Annotated in this window: 21 protein-coding genes; 8 read left to right on the top strand and 13 right to left on the bottom strand. The window is 65.5% G+C overall.

Translation table 11 applies throughout. The features are described 5' to 3' along the window. Window positions 1–39 precede the first annotated feature (39 nt). Entirely contained in the window at window positions 40–984 is a 945-nt protein-coding gene (locus JANGC3_RS0103415; protein ID WP_017875089.1) for a cation diffusion facilitator family transporter, read from the top strand. 67 nt (window positions 985–1,051) lie between these two features. Here JANGC3_RS0103415 and JANGC3_RS0103410 read toward each other — a convergent pair whose 3' ends face one another. The 3 genes from JANGC3_RS0103410 to JANGC3_RS0103400 form a co-directional block, all read right to left on the bottom strand. Next, window positions 1,052–3,298 (bottom strand): RelA/SpoT family protein, encoded by a 2,247-nt coding sequence (locus JANGC3_RS0103410; protein ID WP_017875088.1) that lies wholly within the window; start codon window positions 3,296–3,298, stop codon window positions 1,052–1,054. Window positions 3,299–3,305: 7 nt separating this feature from the next. Then, a complete protein-coding gene (locus JANGC3_RS0103405; protein WP_017875087.1) occupies window positions 3,306–3,656 on the bottom strand; it encodes a RidA family protein in 351 nt (116 codons plus the stop codon). Window positions 3,657–3,729: 73 nt separating this feature from the next. Beyond that, window positions 3,730–4,611 carry an alpha/beta fold hydrolase gene (locus tag JANGC3_RS0103400; RefSeq protein ID WP_017875086.1) on the bottom strand — a complete coding sequence of 294 codons (882 nt, stop codon included), beginning with the start codon at window positions 4,609–4,611 and terminating at the stop codon, window positions 3,730–3,732. Between the two features lie 183 nt (window positions 4,612–4,794). On the opposite strand from JANGC3_RS0103400, the gene JANGC3_RS0103395 reads away from it, so the two are divergent. After that, entirely contained in the window at window positions 4,795–5,577 is a 783-nt protein-coding gene (locus JANGC3_RS0103395) for a 3-hydroxybutyrate dehydrogenase (RefSeq protein WP_017875085.1), read from the top strand. A gap of 201 nt (window positions 5,578–5,778) precedes the next feature. Then, window positions 5,779–7,098, top strand: a complete 1,320-nt coding sequence (locus tag JANGC3_RS0103390; RefSeq protein ID WP_017875084.1) for a dicarboxylate/amino acid:cation symporter — start codon at window positions 5,779–5,781, stop codon at window positions 7,096–7,098. Between the two features lie 98 nt (window positions 7,099–7,196). Here JANGC3_RS0103390 and JANGC3_RS0103385 read toward each other — a convergent pair whose 3' ends face one another. Continuing rightward, the gene (locus tag JANGC3_RS0103385) at window positions 7,197–7,847 is read right to left on the bottom strand and encodes a 3-oxoacid CoA-transferase subunit B (RefSeq protein WP_035787529.1); all 651 of its coding nucleotides are present in this window, start codon (window positions 7,845–7,847) and stop codon (window positions 7,197–7,199) included. 20 nt (window positions 7,848–7,867) lie between these two features. Then, the gene (locus JANGC3_RS0103380) at window positions 7,868–8,566 is read right to left on the bottom strand and encodes a CoA transferase subunit A (protein WP_017875082.1); all 699 of its coding nucleotides are present in this window, start codon (window positions 8,564–8,566) and stop codon (window positions 7,868–7,870) included. 140 nt (window positions 8,567–8,706) lie between these two features. Between JANGC3_RS0103380 and JANGC3_RS0103375 the strand changes: the two genes are divergently transcribed. After that, a complete protein-coding gene (locus JANGC3_RS0103375) occupies window positions 8,707–9,276 on the top strand; it encodes a LuxR C-terminal-related transcriptional regulator (RefSeq protein WP_017875081.1) in 570 nt (189 codons plus the stop codon). Between the two features lie 107 nt (window positions 9,277–9,383). Here JANGC3_RS0103375 and JANGC3_RS0103370 read toward each other — a convergent pair whose 3' ends face one another. Then, the gene (locus JANGC3_RS0103370) at window positions 9,384–10,160 is read right to left on the bottom strand and encodes an SDR family oxidoreductase (RefSeq protein WP_017875080.1); all 777 of its coding nucleotides are present in this window, start codon (window positions 10,158–10,160) and stop codon (window positions 9,384–9,386) included. A 226-nt stretch (window positions 10,161–10,386) separates the two neighbouring features. Here JANGC3_RS0103370 and JANGC3_RS0103365 point away from each other — a divergent pair, with 226 nt between their 5' ends. From JANGC3_RS0103365 to JANGC3_RS30560, 4 genes are all read left to right on the top strand, one after another. Then, on the top strand, window positions 10,387–12,063 hold the full coding sequence (locus JANGC3_RS0103365) for an electron transfer flavoprotein-ubiquinone oxidoreductase (RefSeq protein WP_232429647.1): 1,677 nt from the start codon (window positions 10,387–10,389) through the stop codon (window positions 12,061–12,063). 176 nt (window positions 12,064–12,239) lie between these two features. After that, window positions 12,240–13,346: a flagellin N-terminal helical domain-containing protein gene (locus JANGC3_RS30565; RefSeq protein ID WP_017875078.1), complete on the top strand. Its 1,107-nt coding sequence runs from the start codon at window positions 12,240–12,242 to the stop codon at window positions 13,344–13,346. Window positions 13,347–13,501: 155 nt separating this feature from the next. Continuing rightward, entirely contained in the window at window positions 13,502–14,335 is an 834-nt protein-coding gene (locus tag JANGC3_RS0103355; RefSeq protein WP_026132481.1) for a flagellin N-terminal helical domain-containing protein, read from the top strand. A 98-nt stretch (window positions 14,336–14,433) separates the two neighbouring features. Next, a complete protein-coding gene (locus JANGC3_RS30560) occupies window positions 14,434–15,600 on the top strand; it encodes a flagellar hook-length control protein FliK (RefSeq protein WP_157406430.1) in 1,167 nt (388 codons plus the stop codon). Between the two features lie 104 nt (window positions 15,601–15,704). Here JANGC3_RS30560 and JANGC3_RS0103345 read toward each other — a convergent pair whose 3' ends face one another. Genes JANGC3_RS0103345 through JANGC3_RS0103315 form a run of 7 tightly spaced genes read right to left on the bottom strand, consistent with a single transcriptional unit; the run spans window position 15,705 to window position 22,029 of the window. Further along, on the bottom strand, window positions 15,705–17,792 hold the full coding sequence (locus JANGC3_RS0103345; protein WP_026132480.1) for a flagellar biosynthesis protein FlhA: 2,088 nt from the start codon (window positions 17,790–17,792) through the stop codon (window positions 15,705–15,707). Further along, window positions 17,789–18,928, bottom strand: a complete 1,140-nt coding sequence (locus JANGC3_RS0103340; protein ID WP_017875073.1) for an EscU/YscU/HrcU family type III secretion system export apparatus switch protein — start codon at window positions 18,926–18,928, stop codon at window positions 17,789–17,791. The genes JANGC3_RS0103345 and JANGC3_RS0103340 overlap by 4 nt, the downstream gene beginning before the upstream one ends. Further along, window positions 18,921–19,706, bottom strand: a complete 786-nt coding sequence (locus JANGC3_RS0103335) for a flagellar biosynthetic protein FliR (protein WP_017875072.1) — start codon at window positions 19,704–19,706, stop codon at window positions 18,921–18,923. The genes JANGC3_RS0103340 and JANGC3_RS0103335 overlap by 8 nt, the downstream gene beginning before the upstream one ends. A 6-nt stretch (window positions 19,707–19,712) precedes the next feature. Beyond that, window positions 19,713–19,985, bottom strand: coding sequence for a flagellar biosynthetic protein FliQ (locus JANGC3_RS0103330; protein WP_017875071.1), 273 nt, complete (start codon window positions 19,983–19,985; stop codon window positions 19,713–19,715). A 1-nt stretch (window position 19,986) separates the two neighbouring features. Further along, window positions 19,987–20,772 (bottom strand): flagellar type III secretion system pore protein FliP, encoded by a 786-nt coding sequence (gene fliP / locus JANGC3_RS0103325; protein ID WP_017875070.1) that lies wholly within the window; start codon window positions 20,770–20,772, stop codon window positions 19,987–19,989. After that, window positions 20,769–21,080: a FliM/FliN family flagellar motor switch protein gene (locus JANGC3_RS0103320; protein ID WP_409031785.1), complete on the bottom strand. Its 312-nt coding sequence runs from the start codon at window positions 21,078–21,080 to the stop codon at window positions 20,769–20,771. Before JANGC3_RS0103320 ends, fliP begins: the two co-directional genes overlap by 4 nt. A gap of 58 nt (window positions 21,081–21,138) precedes the next feature. After that, window positions 21,139–22,029: a FliM/FliN family flagellar motor switch protein gene (locus JANGC3_RS0103315; RefSeq protein WP_017875068.1), complete on the bottom strand. Its 891-nt coding sequence runs from the start codon at window positions 22,027–22,029 to the stop codon at window positions 21,139–21,141. Between the last annotated feature and the right edge of the window lie 125 nt (window positions 22,030–22,154).

Here is a 22,154-nt window from a genome sequence, read left to right as displayed (position 1 = left end):
TTTACACTGGCGTTACCCTTATTAACTTTGAAATCACCGATGCCCGCAAAAAATCCCTCTTCGGCCCATTTGCACGCCCACCTTGCCGGCGACGCCAAGCACGCGCATTTTTTCGAGAACCGCAGCCAGAAGATCCTCGCCTGGGCGCTTGGCCTGACCTTGGCGTTCGCCGTCGTCGAGGTGCTTGCCGGCTTCCTCTCCCATTCGCTGGCGCTGATTTCGGACGCCGGCCACATGGTCACCGACGCCGCCGCGCTGGGCCTGGCCTTGCTGGCCCAGGTCATCGCCAAGCGTCCGCCGTCGGCCAAGCATTCGTTCGGCTTCGGCCGCGCCGAGGCGCTGGCCGCCTTCGTCAACGGCCTGGCGATGTTGGCGGTGGTGTTGTGGATTGCCTACGAGGCGGTACAGCGTTTCGCCGCGCCGCAGCCGGTGCAGGGCGGCATGGTGGTGGTGGTGGCGGCGATCGGCCTGGCGATCAATCTGGTCGTGGCATGGGTGCTGTCGAAGGACAAGGACAGCTTGAACACCCGCGCGGCGCTGGTGCACGTGATGGGCGACTTGCTCGGTTCGCTGGCGGCGCTGGCCGCCGGCGCCGTGATCTACCTCACCGGCTGGATGCGGATCGATCCGCTGCTGTCGATTTTCGTCTCGCTGCTGATCCTGAAATCGACCGTCGGCGTGCTGCGCGAGTCCTACCATTTCCTGATGGAGGGCGTGCCGCGGCAGATCGATTACCTGGCCGTCGGCGCCGACCTCGCCCAAGTCGACGGCGTACTGTCGGTGCATGATTTGCACGTGTGGGATATGTCGCCGGGCCAGCCGGCGCTGATCGGCCATCTGGAGATCGCCGACCTGCGCGAGTGGCCGCGGGTGCTGCGGGCGGTAAAGGCGATGCTGCTGGAGCGCCACAACATCGACCATGTAACCTTGCAGGCGGAGGCGGCCGGCATGGGCGATTTGCACGCGGCCGAGCACACGCATTGATGGTTCGCGGTCCTGGTGCCGTAGTCGGATGCGCCGCCGACGTTGCGCAGCGGCGTGCCGCGTTGCGCTAGTGGCGGCGCGCCTCGAGCACGCCGCCGACGTCGCGGATGACCGTGAGCGCCTTCAGCAGTTGCGCGGTCGAGCCGATTTCGGCCGTGAACGTCATGCGCGCCTGCCCTTTCGCGCTTTGCGTGTTGACGCCGATGACGTTGATCTTCTCGCGTGAAAAAATCTCCGAGATGTCGCGCAGCAGGCCCTGGCGGTCGCCCGCCAGGATGAAGATATCGACCGGGTAGACGGTGTCGTGGCCGGCCCGGCCCCACTCGCTGGCGATGACGCGCTCGGGCGCCTTGGCGCGCATTTCGGCGAAGTTCTTGCAGCTGGCACGGTGGATCGAGACGCCCTTGCCGCGCGTGACGAAGCCGACGATGCCGTCCGGCGGCGCCGGTTTGCAGCATTTCGCCAGCGCCGTCATCAAGCCCTCGGTGCCGACCACCAGCACGCCCGACTTGGCGCCCTTCTCGACGCTGGAGGCGCGGCTCTTGCCCAGCACCACCGCGTCCTCCTGCTCGGCCACCTCGCCGTTGTCGTGCAGCGCCTGCTCGACCTGGCGCAGGCTAAACTCCTCCTTGCCGACCGACAGGAACAGCTCGTCGACCTTGGCGAAGCCGAGTTTTTGCGCCAGCGCCTCCAGGTTGACGGCGGTCTTGCCCTCGCGCTGCAGCGACTTTTCCACCATCGCCCGCCCGTGCGCCAGCGTTTCCTGCATGTCGATGGCGTGGAACCAGGCGCGTACCTTGGAGCGGGTGCGGTTGCTGACGCAGTAGCCGGCGCTGAGCCAGTCGCGCGACGGCCCGGCGCTGCCGGGCGCGCCCTTGGCGGTGAGGATCTCGCAGGTCTGGCCGTTCCTCAGCTGGGTGTTCAGCGGCACCATGACGCCGTCCACCCGCGCGCCGCGGCAACGGTGGCCGACGTCGCTGTGCAGGTGGTAGGCGAAGTCGATCGGCGTCGCGCCGACCGGCAGCTCCAGCACGCGCGCCTGCGGCGTCAGCACGAAGATGCGGTCGTCCAGCGTCGCCGATTTGAGCTTCTCCACCCATTCGCGCTGGATTTCCTCCTGGCCGACGACGGCGTCGGCGACGTCCGACTTCCACGCCAGCAGCTGGCGCAGCCAGGCGATTTTCTCGTCGTACTTCTGGCCGGCGAAGTTCGAACCGCCCTCCTCCTTGTAGCGCCAGTGCGCCGCCACGCCGTACTCGGCGAAGCTGTGCATTTCGTTGGTGCGGATCTGCACCTCGAGCGGACGGCCGTCGTCGGCCGTCACCACCGTGTGCAGCGACTGGTAGCCGTTCGGCTTGGGCCGCGAGATATAGTCGTCGAATTCCTTGGGGATCGGCGTCCAGATGTTGTGCACCACGCCGAGCACGGTATAGCAGGTCTTGACGTCGGCGACGATGACGCGGAAGGCGCGCACGTCGTACAGCTCGGTGAAGTCGAGTTCCTTGCCGCGCATCTTGCTCCAGATGCTGTAGATGTGCTTGGGCCGGCCGAACACCTCGGCCTGGATGCCGGCGCCGGCCAGCTCGCTCTGCAGGCGCAAGATCGCCGACGAGACGAAGCCCTCGCGCATCATGCGTTTTTCCTCGAGCATCTTGGCGATGCGCTTGTAGGCCTCCGGCTCGATGAAACGGAACGACAGGTCTTCCAGCTCCCACTTCAACTGCCAGATGCCGAGCCGGTTGGCCAGCGGCGCGTACAGGTCCAGCGTCTCCCGGCCGTAGGCGCGGGTGGTTTCGTTGAACAGCTTGTGGTCGGCGTAATAGCGCAGCGTCATCACACTCGAGGCCAGCCGCACCAGCACCACGCGCATGTCGGTGGCCATCGCCAGCAGCATCTTGCGCAGCGTTTCCACCTGGGCCACGGCCAGCAGCGCGGCGTTCTTGCCGCGCCCGCCGGCGCCTTGCTGGCCCTGGGTCAGCGCGCGCAGCCGGATCAGCTGGCGCACGCCGGTGACCAGGTCGCACACCTGCTGGCCGAAGCGCGGCGCGATCGTCGGCGCCTGCGTCGGGTCGAGCAAGGTCAGCTCGAACATCAGCCCGGCGATGCGGGTTTCGGCGTCGCTGCGCAGAAACGCCAGCGTGTTGGCCACGCCGACCGAAAACTCCAGCGCCGGCTGGCCGCTGGTGCCGGTCTTGTCGCCGTACATCTCGCTGGCGTACTCGAAGGCGGCCAGCACGCGCGCGCCGTCGGCCTCGCTCAAGCCCTGCACCAGTTGCTCGGTGGTTGCGCTCGCGAGCGCCGAAATGGACACCATGGCCCGCCTAACGCTGCGCCGCGACGACGACGATTTCGACCAGGCAGGCCGGGTCGGCCAGTGTCGACTCGACCGTCGCGCGCGGCGGCGTGTGGCCGGCGGCGACCCAGTCGTCCCAGACCTCGTTCATGCCGGCGAAGTGCGCCATGTCGGCGAGGTAGATCTGGCAGCTCAGGATGCAGGTCTTGTCGCTGCCGGCCTCGGCCAGCAGGCGGTCGACGTGGCCCAGCACCTCGCGCGTTTGCCCGACGATATCGGCGGCGGTGTCCTCGGCGATCTGGCCGGCCAGGTACACGGTGCTATTGTGGATTGCCACTTCGGACAGGCGTTTTCCTACGTACAGTCGTTTGATTTCCATGCTATTTCTCTTCATTGTTACTGGTTAAAGCGGTACGGATGTCAAGCTGCGCCCCGGGCCATACAAGGCCGGCTTAGCGGCCCAGCAAAAACCGGCGCGCGATGGCGATCTGGTCCTCGTGCGTAAAGGTCGGCGCGTGGCCGACGCCGGCGATTTCGACCAGTTGCGCCTTCGGCCCGCGCCCGGCCATGATGGCGGCGGTCTCGCGCGACAACAGGTCGGAGTCGGCGCCGCGCACCAGCAGCGTCGGGCAGCGCACGGCGTCGTAGGCGGCCCACAGCATCGCCTCGTCGGCCTTGGCCGACTCCGGCGTGGCCGAACGGAACGGCTGCGCCAGCCCCATATCGTAGTGCCGTATCCATTGCCCGTCCTTGTCTTGACGCAACACGTCGGACGCCAGCTTGTACCACTCCCGCTCGCTGTGTTCGCCGAAGGTCTGCGAGACGTCGCGGATGAATTTGGCGCCCGCCTCGAAGCTTGGAAAGCGCAGATCCTGGCCGATGTAGTCGCCGATGCGCTGCAAGGCCTCGGGGGCCAAGGTGGGGCCGATGTCGTTCAAAATCAAGCGTTCGACCGGACTGTCCGGCAGCGACGCCAGGCCCAGGCCGATCAAGCCGCCCATCGAGGTGCCGAACCAGGCCACGCTTTGGCGCTCGCCGTCGGCCAGCACGCGCGCCAGCAAGGTGACCATGTCGCTGACGTATTGCGGCACCCGGTACAACTGCGGGTTGCGCAACCAGCCGGAGCGGCCGCGCCCGACGACGTCGGGGCAGACCACGCGGAAGTCGGCCGCCAGCGCGCGCGCCAGGTTGTCGAAATCGTCCGACACGCGCGTGACGCCATGGACGCATACCAGCACGTTCGGGTTGTCCGCCTCGCCCCATTCCTTGTAGGCCATGTGGTGCAAGCCGGCCGGGGACAGGCACTGGACGGACTTTATTTTCGCTTCGATCATGCCGCTTCCTTGTGAGATGCGTATTTGTCGCCAACTACGCAGGGTGAATCGCGTGACAGTAAATGCGTGACGCGTGCACATGTGCGCCATTTTACCGGGCGTTGCCCTTAAAATCATAGGGCAGCGTGACTTTGGGTAGCAATCCAGCATCTTCCACTCACAGAGGACTCCATGACAAGCACTATGTTAAGCGGCAAGACCGCCCTGGTAACCGGCTCCACCTCCGGCATCGGCCTGGGCCTGGCCCGCTCGCTGGCCGCCGAGGGCGCCAATATCCTGTTCAACGGCTTCGGCGACGCCGCCGAAATCGAGCGCCTGCAAGTGGCCGTGGCCAAGCAATTCGGCGTGCGCACCGCCTACCACAACGCCGACATGTCGAAGCCGGCCGAGATCGAGGCGATGGTCAAGTTCGCCGACGCCACCTTCGGCGGCGTCGACGTGCTGGTCAACAACGCCGGCATCCAGTTCGTCGCCAACGTCGAGGACTTCCCGGTCGAGAAATGGGACGCCATCCTCGCCATCAACCTCAGCTCGGCCTTCCACACCTCGCGCCTGCTACTGCCGCAAATGAAGGCGCGCAACTGGGGCCGCATCATCAACCTGGCGTCGGTGCACGGCCTGGTGGCGTCGGCGCAGAAATCGGCCTACGTCGCCGCCAAGCACGGCCTGATCGGCCTGACCAAGGCCACCGCGCTGGAGACGGCGCACACCGGCGTGACGGTGAACGCCATCTGCCCCGGCTTCGTCCTCACGCCGCTGGTGCAAAAGCAGGTTGACGACCGCGCGGCCAAGGACGGCACCGGCGTCGACGAGGCCAAGAAGGCGCTACTGTCGGAAAAGCAGCCGTCGGGCGAATTCGTCTCGCCGGAGGAATTGGGCGCGCTAGCCGTGTTCATGTGCAGCGACGCCGCCAGGCAGGTACGCGGCGTGGCGTGGAACATGGACGGCGGCTGGGTCGCGCAGTAGGTTTTTTTGGGGAGGGGGTGAAGCGTACGCGTCAACCGGCGCCGCCCCCCCGGGCTCAGACCTTCCCGCCTTGGCGCGAAGGGTCTGTCCAGGCTCTTTGCCGTTGGTTTGAAATAGCGCCGACGGCGCGCACTGCGGTTATCCACAATTGTGACAAAACGCCCGCGGCGTGATCATGAAGTCTCTAGCCGGGAGACAATCATGAAAAAACCATTCTATAAAATCCTCTACATTCAAGTCCTGTTCGCCATCGTGTGCGGTGTGCTGCTGGGCGTGTTTTACCCCACCAACGCCGTCGACATGAAGCCGCTCGGGGACGGGTTCATCAAGCTGATCAAGATGATCATCGCGCCGGTGATTTTCTGCACCGTCGTCTCCGGCATCGCCGGCATGCAAGACATCAAAAAAATCGGCCGCGTCGGCGGCAAGGCGCTGCTCTACTTCGAAGTCGTCTCGACCATCGCCCTGGCCATCGGCCTGATCGTCGCCAACCTGCTGCAACCGGGCGCCGGCTTCAACGCCAACCCGGCCACGCTCGACACCAAGGCCATCAGCCAGTTCACCGACAAGGCCAAGACCCAGAGCACCACCGATTTCATCATGAACATCATCCCGAACACGGTCGTTGACGCCTTCGCCAAGGGCGACATCCTGCAGGTGCTGCTGATCGCCATCCTGTTCGGCTTCGCGCTGTCGATTCTGGGCGACAAGGGCCGCCCGGTGGCCAAGCTGGTCGACGACGTGGCGCACGCCTTCTTCGCCATCGTCAACATCGTCATGAAAGCGGCCCCGATTGGCGCGTTCGGCGCCATGGCCTTCACCATCGGCAAATACGGCCTGGCCTCGCTGCTGCCGCTGGCCAAGCTGATGGGTTCCTTCTACCTGACCTGCTTCCTGTTCATCTTTGTCGTGCTGGGCACGATCGCCAGAATGACCGGCTTCTCGATCGGCCGCTTCCTGCTCTACATCAAGGAAGAGCTGCTGATCGTGCTCGGTACCAGCTCGTCGGAAAGCGCGCTGCCTGCCCTGATGACCAAGCTGGAAAAACTCGGTTGCTCGAAACCCGTGGTCGGCCTGGTGGTGCCAACCGGCTACTCCTTCAACCTGGACGGCACCAACATCTACATGACCATGGCGGCCCTGTTCGTGGCCCAGGCCACCAACACCGACCTGACGCTGATGCAGCAACTGACCATCCTCGGCGTGGCGATGCTGACCTCGAAGGGCGCCTCCGGCATCACCGGCGCCGGCTTCATCACGCTGGCCGCGACCCTGGCCGTGGTGCCAACGATCCCGGTGGCCGGCATGGCCTTGATCCTCGGCATCGACCGCTTCATGAGCGAATGCCGCGCCATCACCAACTTCATCGGCAACGGCGTCGCCACCGTGGTCGTCTCGAAGTGGGAAAAGGAACTCGACGTCGAACGAATGCACCGCGAACTGGCTAACCCTAGCCATGCCACGGCCCACGCCGTGCCGGTGGCAGCGCCGGTGGCCGTCAAGCACGTTCGCGCCGCGTAAGTAATAGAGAAGGCGGCGCGCCAGCGGCGCGCTGGCGTAACAAGGCAATAAAAAAAGGCAGCGGATTGTTCCGCTGCCTTTTTTATTGCGCGCCGTTTTTACACGCCGCTGACGTCCAGCTCGGCGCCGCTGGCGGCGACGATTTCCTCTTTCGTCACGCCCGGCGCCAGCTCAATCAGCTTCAGCCCGGCCGGCGTGACTTCGATCACGCCCAGGTCGCTGATGACCAGGTCGACCACGCCGACGCCGGTCAGCGGCAAGTCGCATTGCTTGAGCAGCTTGTGCGAGGTGCTGCCGTCCTTGGCGGTGGCGACGTGTTCCATCAACACCACCACGCGCTTGACGCCGGCCACCAGGTCCATCGCGCCGCCCATGCCCTTGACCATTTTGCCCGGTATCATCCAATTGGCCAGGTCGCCCTTTTCCGACACCTGCATCGCGCCCAGGATGGCCAGGTTGATTTTGCCGCCGCGGATCATGCCGAACGAGTCGGCCGAGCTAAAGTAGGCAGCGCCCGGCAGCGCCGTCACGGTCTGCTTGCCGGCGTTGATCAAGTCGGCGTCGACTTCGGCGTCGACCGGGAACGGGCCGATGCCCAGCAAGCCGTTCTCCGATTGCAGGAACACCTCCATATTGGCCGGCACGTAGTTCGCCACCAGAGTCGGCAAACCGATGCCCAGGTTCACATAGAAGCCGTCCTGCAGCTCTTTCGCCGCGCGCGCGGCCATTTCATCACGAGTCCATGCCATAGTAATCTCCGTCTTTCTTATTAGTTGGCGCGCACGGTGCGCTGTTCGATGCGCTTTTCCGGGTTCGCGTTGACGACGATGCGGTGCACGAAAATGCTCGGCGTGTGGACGTCGTCGGGATCGATCTCGCCGATCTCGACCAGCTTCTCGACTTCGACGATGGTGATCTTGCCGGCCATCGCCACGTTCGGATTGAAGTTGCGCGCCGTCTTGCGGTAGACCAGGTTGCCGGCGCGGTCGGCCATGTAGGCTTTCACCAGTGACACGTCGGACACCAGGCTGCGCTCCATCACGTATTGCTCGCCGTCGAATTCGCGGATTTCCTTGCCGTCGGCGACGATGGTGCCGACCCCGGTTTTGGTAAAGAAGGCCGGGATGCCGGCGCCGCCGGCGCGCAGCTTCTCGGCCAGCGTGCCCTGCGGCGTGAATTCCAGCTCCAGTTCGCCGGCCAGATACTGGCGCGCGAATTCCTTGTTTTCCCCGACGTAGGAGGCGATCATCTTCTTGATCTGGCGTGTCGTCAACAACTGGCCCAGGCCGAAGCCGTCGACGCCGGCGTTGTTCGAAATGGCGGTCAGGTTGCTGACGCCGGAGTCGCGCAGCGCCTCGATCAGCGCCTCGGGAATGCCGCACAGGCCGAAGCCGCCGACCGCGATCGTCTGGCCGTCTTTGACAATACCGGCCAGCGCCGACGCGGCGTCAGGATAAACTTTATTCATACGTGTCCCTTTTCTTTTGTTAAGCTGTGTCGTGTCCGGTTGTAGCGTATCAGCATAAAATACGAGAAGGAAAAGCACAATACCGTAGAACTACCGGCCTTCCAGCGTTCCTTACCTTAACAGAATTGATTTCGCGCCCGATGAATGTTCCGCAAACTACGATCGACTATGAAACGATTTTTCTGCACGCGCCGGTCGGCATGTGTATTTCGGAAAACCGCATCATCCAGACCTGCAACGAGGCGCTGGCGGCCATGTTCGGCTACGCCCGCGCGCAACTGGTCGGGCAGTCGTTCCGGGTGCTGTACCCGACGATGGACGAGTTCCTGCGCACCGGCGACCGCATCATTCCGATCATGAACGCCAAGGGGCGCTATTCGGACGAGCGCATCATGCGCCGCGCCAACGAGGAATTGTTCTGGTGCCACGTCAGCGGCCACGCGCTGGTGCCCAGGCAGCCGCTGGGCGCCGGTATCTGGACGTTCGAGGATGTCAGCGAAAAGCGCCCGGTGACGGCCGAGCTGACCCCGCGCGAACGGGAAATCGCCGCCCTCTTGGTCGAGGGGAAAACCAGCAAGCTGATCGCGCGGCAGATCGACCTGAGTCCGCGCACGGTGGAAATGCACCGCGCCAAATTGATGCGCAAGTTCGCCGCGGCCACGTCGTCGGAGCTGGTGCACAAGCTGGTCGGGTTGCAAACGCCGCGCTGACCGGGTCCACACCAAGGACGCCACCCCGGGGTCGTATCCTAAGGCCTGACCCCGGCTCCCGCCATTGGGTTTGGCGACTGTCGCGGCGTCTGTGGAAATCCACCATTTTACAAGGCGGTCATGCCGCCGTCGGCGGAGATGATGGCGCCGTTGATGAAGTGCGAGTCTTCCCCGGCCAGCAGCAGCAGCAGGCCGTCGAGGTCTTCCGGCTTGCCAGGGCGCTTGTGCGGCAGCGTCTCGATCAGCTTCTTGCCCTGGTCGCTGGAGAAATAGTCTTCGTTGATCTCGGTCGAGATGTAGCCCGGGCAAATGGCGTTGGTGTTGATGCCGTACTTGCCCCATTCCACCGCCATGGCCTTGGTCATGTGCACCATGCCGGCCTTGCTCATGCAGTACACGCCGATTTGCGGCAGCACGTGCAGCCCCGCCATCGAGGCGATGTTGATGATGCGGTGCTGCTTTTTCGGGTCGCCCTTGGCGCGCGCGATCATGCGCTTGGCCGTTTCCTGCGCCACGAAGAAGGAGCCGCGCAGGTTGGTGTCCATGACGAAGGCGTAGTCCTCGGGCGTCACGTCGACCAGCCGCTGCGTCGTCGAGACGCCGGAATTGTTGACCAGGATGTCGATCGCCCCCGCCTCCGTCTCGGCGTGGGCGATGGCCGACTTGATGCTGGCGTAGTCGGTCACGTCCAGCGCCACCACGTGGGCGGCACCGCCGTCGGCCTCGATCTCGGCGCGCAACTCCTTCAAGCGCTCGGTGCGGCGCGAGGCCAGCACCACTTGCGCGCCGGCCTGGGCCAGCACTTTCGCGAAACGCGCGCCAAGACCGCTGGAGGCGCCGGTGATCAGGGCAATCTTGCCCTCAAAGTTCACTTCAATGCCCACGAGCTACTCCCTGTATTGTTTTTTGATAAAAATATGATGCAGCGTGCCTGCCGGCGCGGGGGCGACAGCGCCGCGCCGCCTATGCCACAGTAAACGCAATCATTACACAAATTATCAGGATTAGATTGCGGCGTCTAATAATGTCCCTCAAAATGGCGCCAAAGTTGCATTCCGCCCTAAAAACAAGCACACTCGTGCTTAAATTTTCTTTTACCACGACGAGACCATGACACAGCCTAATAATATTGTTGAACAGTACGGCCCCCGCGACACGATGGAATACGACGTCGTCGTTGTCGGCGGCGGCCCCGCCGGCCTGGCTGCGGCCATCAAACTGAAGCAGCTGGCCGCCGAAAAAGGCCAGGACGTTTCGGTATGCGTACTGGAAAAAGGCGGCGAACTGGGCGCGCACATCCTGTCGGGCGCCATCATGGACCCGAGGGCGCTCACCGAGTTGATCCCGAACTGGAAGGAACTGGGCGCGCCACTCCACACCGAGGTGACGGAAGACCGCATTTTATTCCTCACCGAAACCAAAGCCATCAAAACGCCGAACTTCGCCGTGCCGGCCTGCTTTGAAAACCACGGCAACTACATCGTCTCGCTGGGCAACGTGGTGCGCTGGATGGGCCAGCAGGCCGAAGCGCTGGGCGTGGAGATCTTCCCCGGCTTCGCCGCCGCGGAAATCCTGTACAACGACGACGGCTCGGTCAAGGGCGTGGCCACCGGCAATATGGGCGTCAAGCGCGACGGCCAGCCCGGCCCCGACTTCCAGCTGGGCATGGAACTGCACGCCAAGTACACGCTGTTCGCCGAAGGCGCGCGCGGCCACCTGGGCAAGCAATTGATGACGAAGTACGACTTGAACAAGGGCAAGGACCCGCAGTCCTACGGCATCGGCATCAAGGAATTGTGGGAAATCGACCCGTCCAAGCACACGCCGGGCCTGGTGATCCACTCGACCGGCTGGCCGCTCGACAGCAAAACCTACGGCGGCTCCTTCCTATACCACATGGAAAACAACCAGGTGATGGTCGGCTACGTGGTTGGCCTGAACTACGAAAACCCGTATCTGTCGCCGTACGAGGAATTCCAGCGCTACAAGACGCATCCGGCCATCAGCACCTTCTTCGAGGGCGGCAAGCGGATTTCCTACGGCGCCCGGGCGATCACCGCCGGCGGCCTGCAAGCGCTGCCGAAACTGGTGTTCGCGGGCGGCGCGCTGATCGGCTGTGACGCCGGCTTCCTCAACATGAGCCGCATCAAGGGCAGCCACGCGGCCATCAAATCCGGCATGCTGGCGGCCGAGGCGGCCTTCGGCGCGCTCGGCGCCAAGCGCCAGCACGACGAACTGGCCGCCTACCCGGTGGCGTTCGAACAATCCTGGCTGCACGAGGAATTGCACGTCGCGCGCAACGTCAAGCCTTGGCTGTCGCGCGGCTTGTACCTGGGCAGCGTGATGACGGCGATCGACCAGATGATTTTCCGCGGCAAGGCGCCGTGGACCTTGCGCCACAGCCACGGCGACCACGAGTGCCTGAAGCCGGCGGCGCAGTGCAAGCCCATCGTCTATCCCAAGCCGGACGGCAAGCTGACCTTCGACAAGATGTCGTCGGTGTTCATTTCCAACACCAACCACGCCGAAGACCAGCCTATCCATCTGACGCTGCGCAACGCCAGCGTGCCGGTCGACGTCAACCTGGCCACCTACGCCGGTCCCGAGGCGCGCTACTGCCCGGCCGGGGTGTACGAGTTCGTCAAGACCGACGAGGGCAAGGACCGCCTGCAGATCAACGCGCAAAACTGCGTGCACTGCAAGACCTGCGACATCAAGGACCCGACCCAGAACATCGTCTGGGTCACGCCGGAAGGCGGCGGCGGCCCCAACTACCCTAATATGTAAGATGTAATGTAGCAAGCTGCGCGGCGCCCGGCGGGGCCGCCCCCCCCCCCCCCCCCCGTTTTTTCACCTGCGTCCGCCGCTTGACGCAGCGCATCGGCTTTCACCGAATTTCCCAAAAGCATTTAATTGCTGTTACAGTTAGCCTATTCCCCCCACTTTGCATGGCCGCACTCCCGATGCTGAGTCTCCACACCAACACCGTCGCGTTGTACGCACGCAGCTCGCTTGCGCGCAGCCAAGGCAGTTTATCGACCGCCATGACGCGCCTGGCCACCGGCTACCGCGTCAACTCGGCCATGGACGACGCCGCCGGCCTGCAAATCGCCACCCGCCTGCGGGCCCAGACCAGCGGCATGGCCGTGGCCATGCGCAACGCCCAGAACAACATTTCCATGCTGCAAACGGCCGACGGCGCGCTGCGCGACGGCACCGACCTGCTGATCCGCATGAAGGATTTGGCCACCCTGGCCGCCGACGCCTCGGCGTCGGCGCAGGACAGGAACGCCATGCAGGCCGAATTTGGCGCGCTCAGCCAACAGCTGAGCAATATCTCCGGCAACACCACATTCGGCGGCGCCAAGATACTCTTGGGCGACACCAGCGTCGAACTGGCGGCCGCCGGCGGCGCCGCGGCGGCGGCCGCCGGCGCGTTGGCCACGGCCAACGCCCTGCTTGCCAGCGCCGTCGCCAACGACGCCAGCGCGTCCACGTCCGCCACCGTCGCCGCCGTCGCGGCGGCGGCGACGGTGGCGGCGGCGGCCAGCCAGACCGCCGCGTCGACCCTGGCGTATTCGGCGGCGGCCACGGCGGCCGCCGCCAAGGGCACCTTCTCCGCCGCGGTCGACTACCAGATCGGCGCGACCTCCGGCGACCTCATGTCCTTCGACTTTTCCACCCGCCTCGACGCGATGCACGCCGCTCTGCACGCCGCCGCCTCGACCTACAATACCTTCGGCATCGCCAGCGCCGGCGCCGGCGCCGGCACCGACCTGACACTGCCCGGTTCGGCCTCGGCCAGCATCGACACATTGCGCGCCGCGCTCGACGCCGTCGCCGCCGCCCGCTCGGAAATGGGCGCCGTCGGCAACCGCCTGGGCCGGGTGCTCGGCAACCTGTCCAACATCAGCGACAACACCCGGGCCGCCAGCGGGCGCGTCATGGACGCCGACTTCGCCCAGGAGAGCGCCGCCATGACTTCCAGCCAAATGTTGCTGCGGGCGGGCGGCAGCATGCTACAGCGCAGCAACGGCATGTCCTCGATCATCATGGCACTGTTGCAATAAAGCGCGCGCCGCCCGCCGGGCCGGAAAGGCGCTTGGAAATTATTTTTAAAAATTTCTTCAAAGCATTTAATAAGTTTCCCTGGACGGTCGTCTTGTACTTGGGAGAGCAGGAAGATTCGATGCTCCGAACCGAACCCACCTACCAGGAGTTACTCATGCTTAGCCTTCACACCAACAACGCTTCCCTGTCCGCCCAGTCCTCGGTCGCCAAAACCCAGCAAACCCTGTCGACAGCGATGACGCGCCTGAGCACTGGCTTCCGCATCAACTCCTCGATGGACGACGCCGCCGGCCTGCAAATCGCCACCCGCCTGAAAGCGCAAACCAGCGGCATGGCGATGGCGATGCAAAACACCCAGAAAAGCACCTCGATGCTGCAAACCGCCGACGGCGCGCTGAACGAAGTGTCGAACATGCTGGTGCGCATGAAAGACCTGGCAACCCAGGCGGCCGACGTGTCCTCGACAACCAGCGACAAAACCGCGATGCAAGCCGAATTCGACGCGCTGACGACGGAAATCACCAACGTCATGGGCAACACCACGTTCGGCGGCACCAAATTGCTGACCGGCGGCACCCTCGGCACGGCCGCCGTCAACTTCCAGATTGGCGCCACCACCGGCGAACAAATGAGCGTCGACTTCTCCACCGAAATGGGCGCCATCACCACCGCCACGGCAGCGTCGAACACCGGCACCTCGATTTCCAGCACCGCCAACGCGACCATCGACTTGCTCGACGCCTCGATCGCCGCCGTCAGCACGGTGCGCTCGCACATTGGTGCGACCAACAACCGCCTGGACCACATCAACACCAACTTGATGAACATCAGCAACAACACCAAAGCCGCCAGCGGCCGCATCATGGACACCGACTTCGCGACCGAAAGCTCGACCATGACGTCCAGCCAAATGCTGCTGCAAGCCGGTACCGCCATGCTGAAGCAAAGCAACAGCATGTCGTCGATGGTCATGTCCCTGCTGCAATAATGGTTCAAGATTCCTGACGCGGCGACGCGCGGGTCCACCAAGAGCCAACCCTTCAACCGGTTGGCTTTTTTTTACCCCTTACCTCTGGGGGAATGGCGATGGCGATAGACAGAATTCCCTTGATCAACCTGGCGCCGATGCTCACGCAACGCCTCGACATGAGCAACGTGACGGCGCTGGCGCCGGCCAGCGTGGCGGCGCTGGCGCAACTGGCGGCGTATACGCCGGAACTGCCGGCCGCCAGCGCCGGCCTGCCGGCCCACGGCCAGCAGGCCTTCGGCGGCGCGCCCGCCGCCGGCGCGGGCGCCGACGCCACCCCGCACGACACCAGCGCGATGCAGGTCAACCAACTGTTTTTTTCACGCCAACTGGTCTGGCAGGCGCCCAACCCCGCCACGCTGGCGGCGTCCTGGCGCGTCATGGTCAGGACCTACGGCGAGCAGCGCGCCGCGTTGCAGGAACAGGCGCGCGGCCAGCACGTGCCGGGCAACCTTTTCATGGCCGAGCAAAACCCGGCGGCGCTGCGCGAAGCGGCGCGCCCGCCCCTGATCATGGACGCCGAAGCCTGGCGCTTCGCGGTGTACGGCTGGGCCGGCCAACGGCTGATGCTGCGCGTGCTGGCCGGCGACCCGGACGAGGACGACGCGCCGAAGCGGCGCCACGGCAAGGTCGCGCTGCGCCTGGAGCTGGTGCTGGCCGACCTGGGCCGGGTGATGATTCAAATGGAGGCGATGGCCGACGGCATCTTGCTGGAGTTGGCGGCGCCCGACCCGGCCGCGCAGCAGTTGCTGCGGCGCATGCTGCCCGAGCTGGTCGAGGCGATCGGCCGCTCCGGCCTGCGCATCTTGCGCTGCCGCATAGGCCGCGAGCTGCAATCGGCGCGCGTGCACAACAATTATCCGATGCAGGCCGCGGCCGCCTCGCTGTCGCTGCCGGTGTTCCGCGCCATGGCCGAGGTGGCGCTGCTGCTGTCGCGCGAGGCGGCGGCGCCGGACTATACGGCGCTCGAACAGGACGCCGACACGGTGTTGCAGCAGCAGCGCGAAGCGGAACCCGCGCCGCCGCCGGAGCCGCTCACCTTGATGGTGGAACAGAGCCTGCCGCGGCAGGAGGCGCCGGCGCTGGAACCGGACCTGGCGCCGGACTTGCTGCTGGAAGCCGAGCTGGAGGCGGAAATCGAAGCGTCGATGCAGCTGGAGCTCGACTTGGGCTTGCCGCCGCCGCCGCCGCGCCGGGCGGCCGACGACCAGGCCGCCGGCGTTTGACGGCGCCGGCGCGCCGCGTACGCCTAACCACAGCTGGGGCACAGAGCCGGGGTCCGACCCCGCGGGTTCGCCCCCGGCGTTAAGCCTGGGTGTGAGGCGGCCCCTTAGCCGACGGTGCCGATGATGCTCACTTCGCGGTTTTCCGGTATTTCGTTGTACGACAGCACGTGCAGGCCGGGCGCGAACAGGCGCGCGTAACGCGCCAACAGCGGGCGGATCTGCGGCAGCACCAGCAGCAGCGGCGGGGTGGCCTGCTGCTTCATCTGCTCGCGCGCCACCGGCATGTTCAGTTGCAACTGCGACAACAGGTGCGGGTCGATCGGGTAGTTGTCGAGCGCCACCTTGCCACTCTGGCGGGCCTGGTTCAGCGAACCGAGCAACATGTTCTCCAGCTCGCCGCCAAGGTTGAACGCCTGCATCTCGGCGCGCTGGCCGAACAGGCCGCCGACGATTTGCCGGCGCAGCGCGCAGCGCACCTCGGCCGCCAGCAGGATCGGGTCCTTGGTGGTCTCGGCGCTGTCGAGCAGCGTCGTGGCGATCGACACGATGTCCTTGAGCGAGACGTTTTCGGCCAGCAGCACGCGGAACACCCGCAGCAGCTGGGTGTGCGTCAGCGCCTTCTCCAGCGCGCCCGACAGCTTCGGCGACAGCGCCGTCAGCCGCTCCAGCAGCGCCGGCACGTCTTCGTGGCGGAACAGTTCCGGCAGGTATTCGCGGACCATTTTCGACACGTGCGTGGCGATCACGCTGGGCGCCTCGATGACCTGGTAGCCCAGGCCCAGCGCGTGGGCCTTCTCGCCCACCTCGATCCAGGTCACTGGCATGCCGTAGGCCGGCTCGATGCCGGGAATGCCGTCCAACTGGCCGTAGACGTTGGGCGACGGGATCGCCATCAGGCGGTCCGCCATCACCTCGGCCTGGGCCACCACGCTGCCGCTGAGAACGATCGAATACTGCGACGGCTTCAGCGCCAGGTCGTCGCGCACGCCGATCGGCGGCAGCAGCAGGCCGAGCGCCTCGCTCAGGCTCTGGCGCACGCCCTTGATGCGCTTGTTCAGCGGCTCGCCCTGGCTCTTGTCGATCATGCCGACCAGCTTGTAGCCCAGCGCCACCGAGATCGGTTGCACCGCCGGCAGTTGCGGCCAGTCCAGGTCGGGCACGCGGTCGTCGCGCAGCGCCGCCTCGATCGCCGCCATATTCGCCAGGTCGGGCGCCTTGACGCGCTGGCTCAGGCGCCAGGCGACGAAGGCCAGCACCGCCGCGAAGGCCATGAACATCAACCACGGCATGCCCGGGATCAGCGCCAGCGCCACCATCATGCCGGAGGCGCTGAAGATCACCGTCGGCGAGGTCAGCACCTGGCCGGCGACCTGCTGCTCGAAGTCGCCCGAGTCGCTGATGCGCGTCACCAGGATGGCGGCGGCGGCCGACAGCAGCAGCGCCGGGATCTGCGCCACCAGGCCGTCGCCGATGGTCAACAGCGCGTATTGGCGGAAGGCGTCGCCGAACGACAGGTCGTGCATCATCGAGCCGATGGCCACGCCGCCGACCATGTTGATGATCAGGATCAGGATGCTGGCGACGGCGTCGCCGCGCACGAACTTCGAGGCGCCGTCCATGGCGCCGTAGAAGTCGGCCTCGGCGGCGACGTCGAGGCGCCGCATCTGCGCCTTTTCCTGGTTGATCAGGCCGGCGTTCAAGTCGGCGTCGATGGCCATCTGCTTACCCGGCAGCGCGTCCAGCGTGAAGCGCGCCGAGACCTCGGAGATGCGCTCGGCGCCCTTGGTGACGACGGCGAAGTTGATGATCATCAAGATCACGAAGACCACGATACCGACGACGAAATTGCCGCCGATGACGACGTTGCCGAACGCTTCGATCACCTGCCCGGCCGCGCCGGTGCCGGTGTGGCCGTGCAGCAGCACCACCCGGGTCGAGGCGACGTTGAGCGTCAGGCGCATCATCGTCGTCGCCAGGATCACCGTCGGGAACACCGAGAAGTCCAGCGGCCGCTTGGCCGAGACGCTGACCAGGATGACGATCAGGGCCAGCACGATGTTGAACGTGAACAGCACGTCGAGCAGCACCGGCGGCAGCGGCAGGATAATCATCGCCAATATCACCAGCAGGAACAGTGGCGTAGCGAACTTGTGGCGGCGCAGCTCGGCGACCATTCGGTTCAGGAAATTCATCTCGGAGAGACCTCACTCAGGTGAGATGGCACGGCCACCTCGTTGGGAAATGGGGGCTGGGCAGTGCGCTGCCCAGTTCGAAAAGCCTGCAATTGCAGCACGTAGTTCAGCACCTGCGAGACGGCCTGGTACAACTGCACCGGGATCTGCTGCTGCACCTGGCTGGTGTGGTAGATCGCCCGCGCCAGCGGCGCCAGTTCGAGCGTCTCGACGCCGTGCTCGCGCGCCACCTGGCGGATGAACAGCGCCATCTCGTCGACGCCCTTGGCGACGACGAACGGCGCCTCGGCGCGGCCGGCGTCGTACTTCAGCGCCACCGCGTAATGCTCCGGGTTGACGATCACCACGTCGGCCGTCGGCACCGTCTTGCGCACGCTGCGCCGGCTGATCTGCTGCTGCAGCTGGCGGATGCGCTGGCGCACCTCGGGCCGGCCCTCGCTGGTCTTGTGCTCCTCCTTCAACTCCTGCTTGCTCATGCGCTGGCCCTTGGCGAAGAAGAAGGCCTGGGCCGGCACGTCGACCACCGCGAAGATGACGAACACCGCGCACAGCGACATCAGGCCGTCGAGCATCAGGCCGGCGCCCTGCGCCATCGCCACCTGCAGCGGCGCGTGCTGCAGGCGCACGTAGGCGCCGACGGTGTCGCGCCCGACGTGCACCAGCACCCAGCCCAGCACGCCGGCCTTGGCCACCGAGGTGGCCAGCTCGAACGCGTGCTTGCCGCCGAACAGGCGGCCGAGGTTCTTGGCCGGGCTGAGCCGCTCCATCTTCGGCGCCCAGTGCTTGGTGCTGACCACCCAGCCGCCCGGCACCAGCGAACCGAGCACCACGAACAGCGGCACCACGAACAGCGGCAGCAGCATCGTCACCAGCAGCGACACCGAGCTGGCGAACACGCCCGAGAAGGCGTTGTCGAGCGTGCCGTCGCCGTCCAGCGGCAGGAAGGCCATGGCGAACAGCGCGCGGAAGTCCTCCATGTAGCCCGGCAGCAGGAAGACGAACAGCTTCAGGCTGGCCAGGATGCCGATGGCGGTGGCCAGGTCGCGCGAGCGCACCACCTGGCCCTCCTCGCGCGACTTGCGCAGCTTCTGGTGGGAAGCCTTTTCGGTCTTGTCGCCGCCGCTCGCGTCAGCCATGGCCGGCCGCCCGCATCTGCTGCTGCAGCATCTCCAGCACCCGGTTGGTCATGCCGATGTAGTGCTCGGGCACGAAGCGGATGATTTCCACCAGCATTACCAGGCCGAACAGGGTGATCATCGAAAACCCCAGCGAAAACAGGTTCAGCGACGGCGCCACCCGGTTCAGGAAGCCGAAGCCGAGCTGCACCACCATGGTCGAGAAGACGATCGGGATCGCCAGCAGCATCGCCGCGGCGAAGATCCAGGAAACGTTGTAGGCCACCGTCTGCAGCAGCAGCGGGCCGTAGCCCTGCCCCAGCGGCCAGGCGTGGAAGCTGGCGCCGATGACGCCGGCGATCACCAGGTGGCCGTCGATGGTAAAAAAGACGATGATGCTGAGGATCGACAGCAGCGCCGAGACCACGTCCGACGAGGTGCCGTTGATCGGGTCGTTCATCACCGCCATCGAAAATCCCATCTGGCTCGACACCAGGTAACCGAGCACGCCGATGACCGACATGCTGAAGTGGAAGGCCAGCCCGAGCACGCCGCCGATCACCGCCTGCTCGACGGTGGCGACGAGCGCGTGCAGCGAAAACGGGTCGATCGGCCCGACCAGGCCGCGCGTCATCGGCAGCATGACGATCGCCAGCACCAGCGCAACGAGCACGCGCACCGTCACCGGCACCATCAGGTCGCCCAGCACCGGCGCCGCCGTCAGCATCGCCAAAATACGGCAAAACGGCCACCACAGGGCTGACAGGAACGGCAGCAACTGGTTGAAAACCTGTTCCATCGCGCGCTAGCCGACCAGGGTGCCGGCGCGTTGGAAGATCGACACGCAAAAGTCCATCAGGTAGCCGGCCATCCAGCGCCCGGCCAGTATCACCGCCAGCAGCGTGACCAGCAGGCGCGGCAGGAAACTCAGCGTCTGTTCGTTGATTTGCGTTGCCGCCTGCACCAGCGCCACCAGCAGGCCGGTGATCAGGCCCGGCACCACCAGCACCACCACCAGCAGCATGACGATGCGCAGCGATTCGATGACCAGGTCGACGGCCACTTCCGGGGTCAGCATCTCAGTACGCCTGCACGCTGGTGACGAGGGTGTTGACGGTCAAGGTCCAGCCGTCGACGAGGACGAACAGCAGCAGCTTGAACGGCAGCGAAATGACCAGCGGCGAGAGCATCATCATGCCCATCGCCATCAGCACCGACGACACCACCAAGTCGATGATGAGGAAGGGGATGAACAGCATGCAGCCGATCTGGAAGGCAGTCTTGAGTTCGCTCAGCACGAAGGCCGCCAGCTTGACCGTAAACGCGTGCTCGGCCGGCTTGGTGGCGGCCGGCTCGCCGGCCAGGCGGGCAATCTGCGCCAGCGCCGCCTTGCTCGTTTGCGCCATCATGAAGCGCGACAGCGGCTTCTCGGCGATTTTCAGCGCCTCCTCCAGGCCGATCTTGTCGCGGTCGTAGGGGACGAAGGCCTCGCTCCAGATCTGTTCGCCGATCGGGCGCATCACCAGCAAGGTCAGGATCAGCGCGACGCCGGTGACGATGCGGTTGGGCAGGCCCTGCTGCAGGCCCAGGGCCTGGCGCAGCAGCGACAGCACGATGACGAAGCGGGTAAAGCTGGTCATCATCATGACCATCACCGGCAGCAGCCCGAGCAGGGTCATGATGACCAGGATCTGCGTCTTCACGGTCAGCTCGGTCTTGGCGCCGGGGACGATGCCGCCCAGCAAATCCACCGGCGCCGCCGCGCCGGCCGGGCCGGCGTACAGCGCCGCGCCCAGCAGGGCCAGCGCCGCCAGCGCGGCCAGTCCGGCCCGACTGCGCGCGCGGCCGGTCAAGCCCAGCGTCATGACGTCATCATGTCGAGGTTGAGGCCGTCCAGGTCGATTACCTTCAAGCCGTAGTTCTCGCCGGCGACGACGACCTCGGCGCGGCCGATCGGCGTGCCGTTGACCTTGATCACCAGCGGTTCGCCGGCCAGCATGTCGAGTTCGATCACGCTGTCCGGGCCGATCGCCATCAATTCTTGCAGCGAAATGCGGGCCGAGCCGACCTCGAGCGTCAGGGTCACCGGGATCTTGCGCATCATTTGCGGGATGTCGCGCCGCGTGCGCGCCGGCGAGACGTCGCTGATGTCGCTGACCTGCTCGATGATCATGTCGTCGGCCAGGTCCCCCAGCATGTCGTCGCCCTGGTTGGTTTCGTTCATATTCATATTATTCGACATCTTCAAATGAGGTTAAACAGAGCTTGCCCTTGTGTTCCGACACCGCCGCCGTGAACAGGCGCGAATCGGCCAGCATGACGTCGGTGCGGTTCAGGCTGACGGGGATCACGTCGCCCACGCGCAGGTCGAACAGCGCGCCCAGCTGCACCTCCTTGCTGACCAGCCGGCCCTCCAGCGTCACCTGCAGCCGCGCGGCCAGCGGGCGCACGCTCTTCAGGGCCTTCTTGGCCTGCTCGCGCTCGGGCAGCAGGCCGTGCAAGACGTCGGCCATGGCGGCCTTGTCGAGCGCGAACCAGAACTGGCCGCCGATGCCGGCGCCGGCGGCGCCGTCGCTGACGCCGACGCCGACCACCCAGCTGCCGCGCGCCGGCGCCGTGCCGGGCGCGGCGGACAGTTCGGCGGCGGCGGGGATGCCCAGCGGCGCCGCCTTGTCCAGCGCGGCCAGGTTGTGGCGCACGCGCGCCAGCAGGGCGGCCACCATGTGTTGCCCAAGAACAACGGCAAGCCGTTCCTCGGTGGTGGTCACGCGCACCGTCTGCGGGTCCGGCGCGGCGGCCGCCTTGGCGCCGCTGCGCCCGTAACGCTGGTTGAGCACGCCCAGCAGCACTTGCCGTTCGAGCAGGAAGCCAATCTGGCCGTGCTGGTCGCCAAAGCTGAGCCAGCGTCCGCGCGGCGCCTCGCCGTCGATGCGGCTGAAGGCGACGGCGTCGACCTGGTAGGCGCCCCAGTAGCGCCGGCTCAGCGGCAGGCGCATGGCGCCCGCGAGGTCGTCGCGCAGTTGCGCGGCGAACACGTGCAGCAGGTGGACAGGGCGCCCCAGCAGGCAGGAATCGAGCACTTGGTGCTGCGGCGTGGAATCTGTCTTGGTTATATTGGTCATGGAATGGTCATGTCAGATCACGTCGGTGGCGAAGCAATTATACGGATCGCGCGAAATTCCGGCGGCAATTGTGATTGCCCTTGCCGGACCATTTAACGCATCGTAACTTAAAGTCCGATGATCTC

The sequence above is a fragment of the Janthinobacterium sp. CG3 genome (assembly GCF_000344615.1).
In the GTDB taxonomy this organism is placed as follows: Bacteria; Pseudomonadota; Gammaproteobacteria; order Burkholderiales; family Burkholderiaceae_D; genus Janthinobacterium.
Note: the sequence above shows the minus strand (reverse complement) of the source record. Positions and strands in the feature narration are given on the sequence as shown.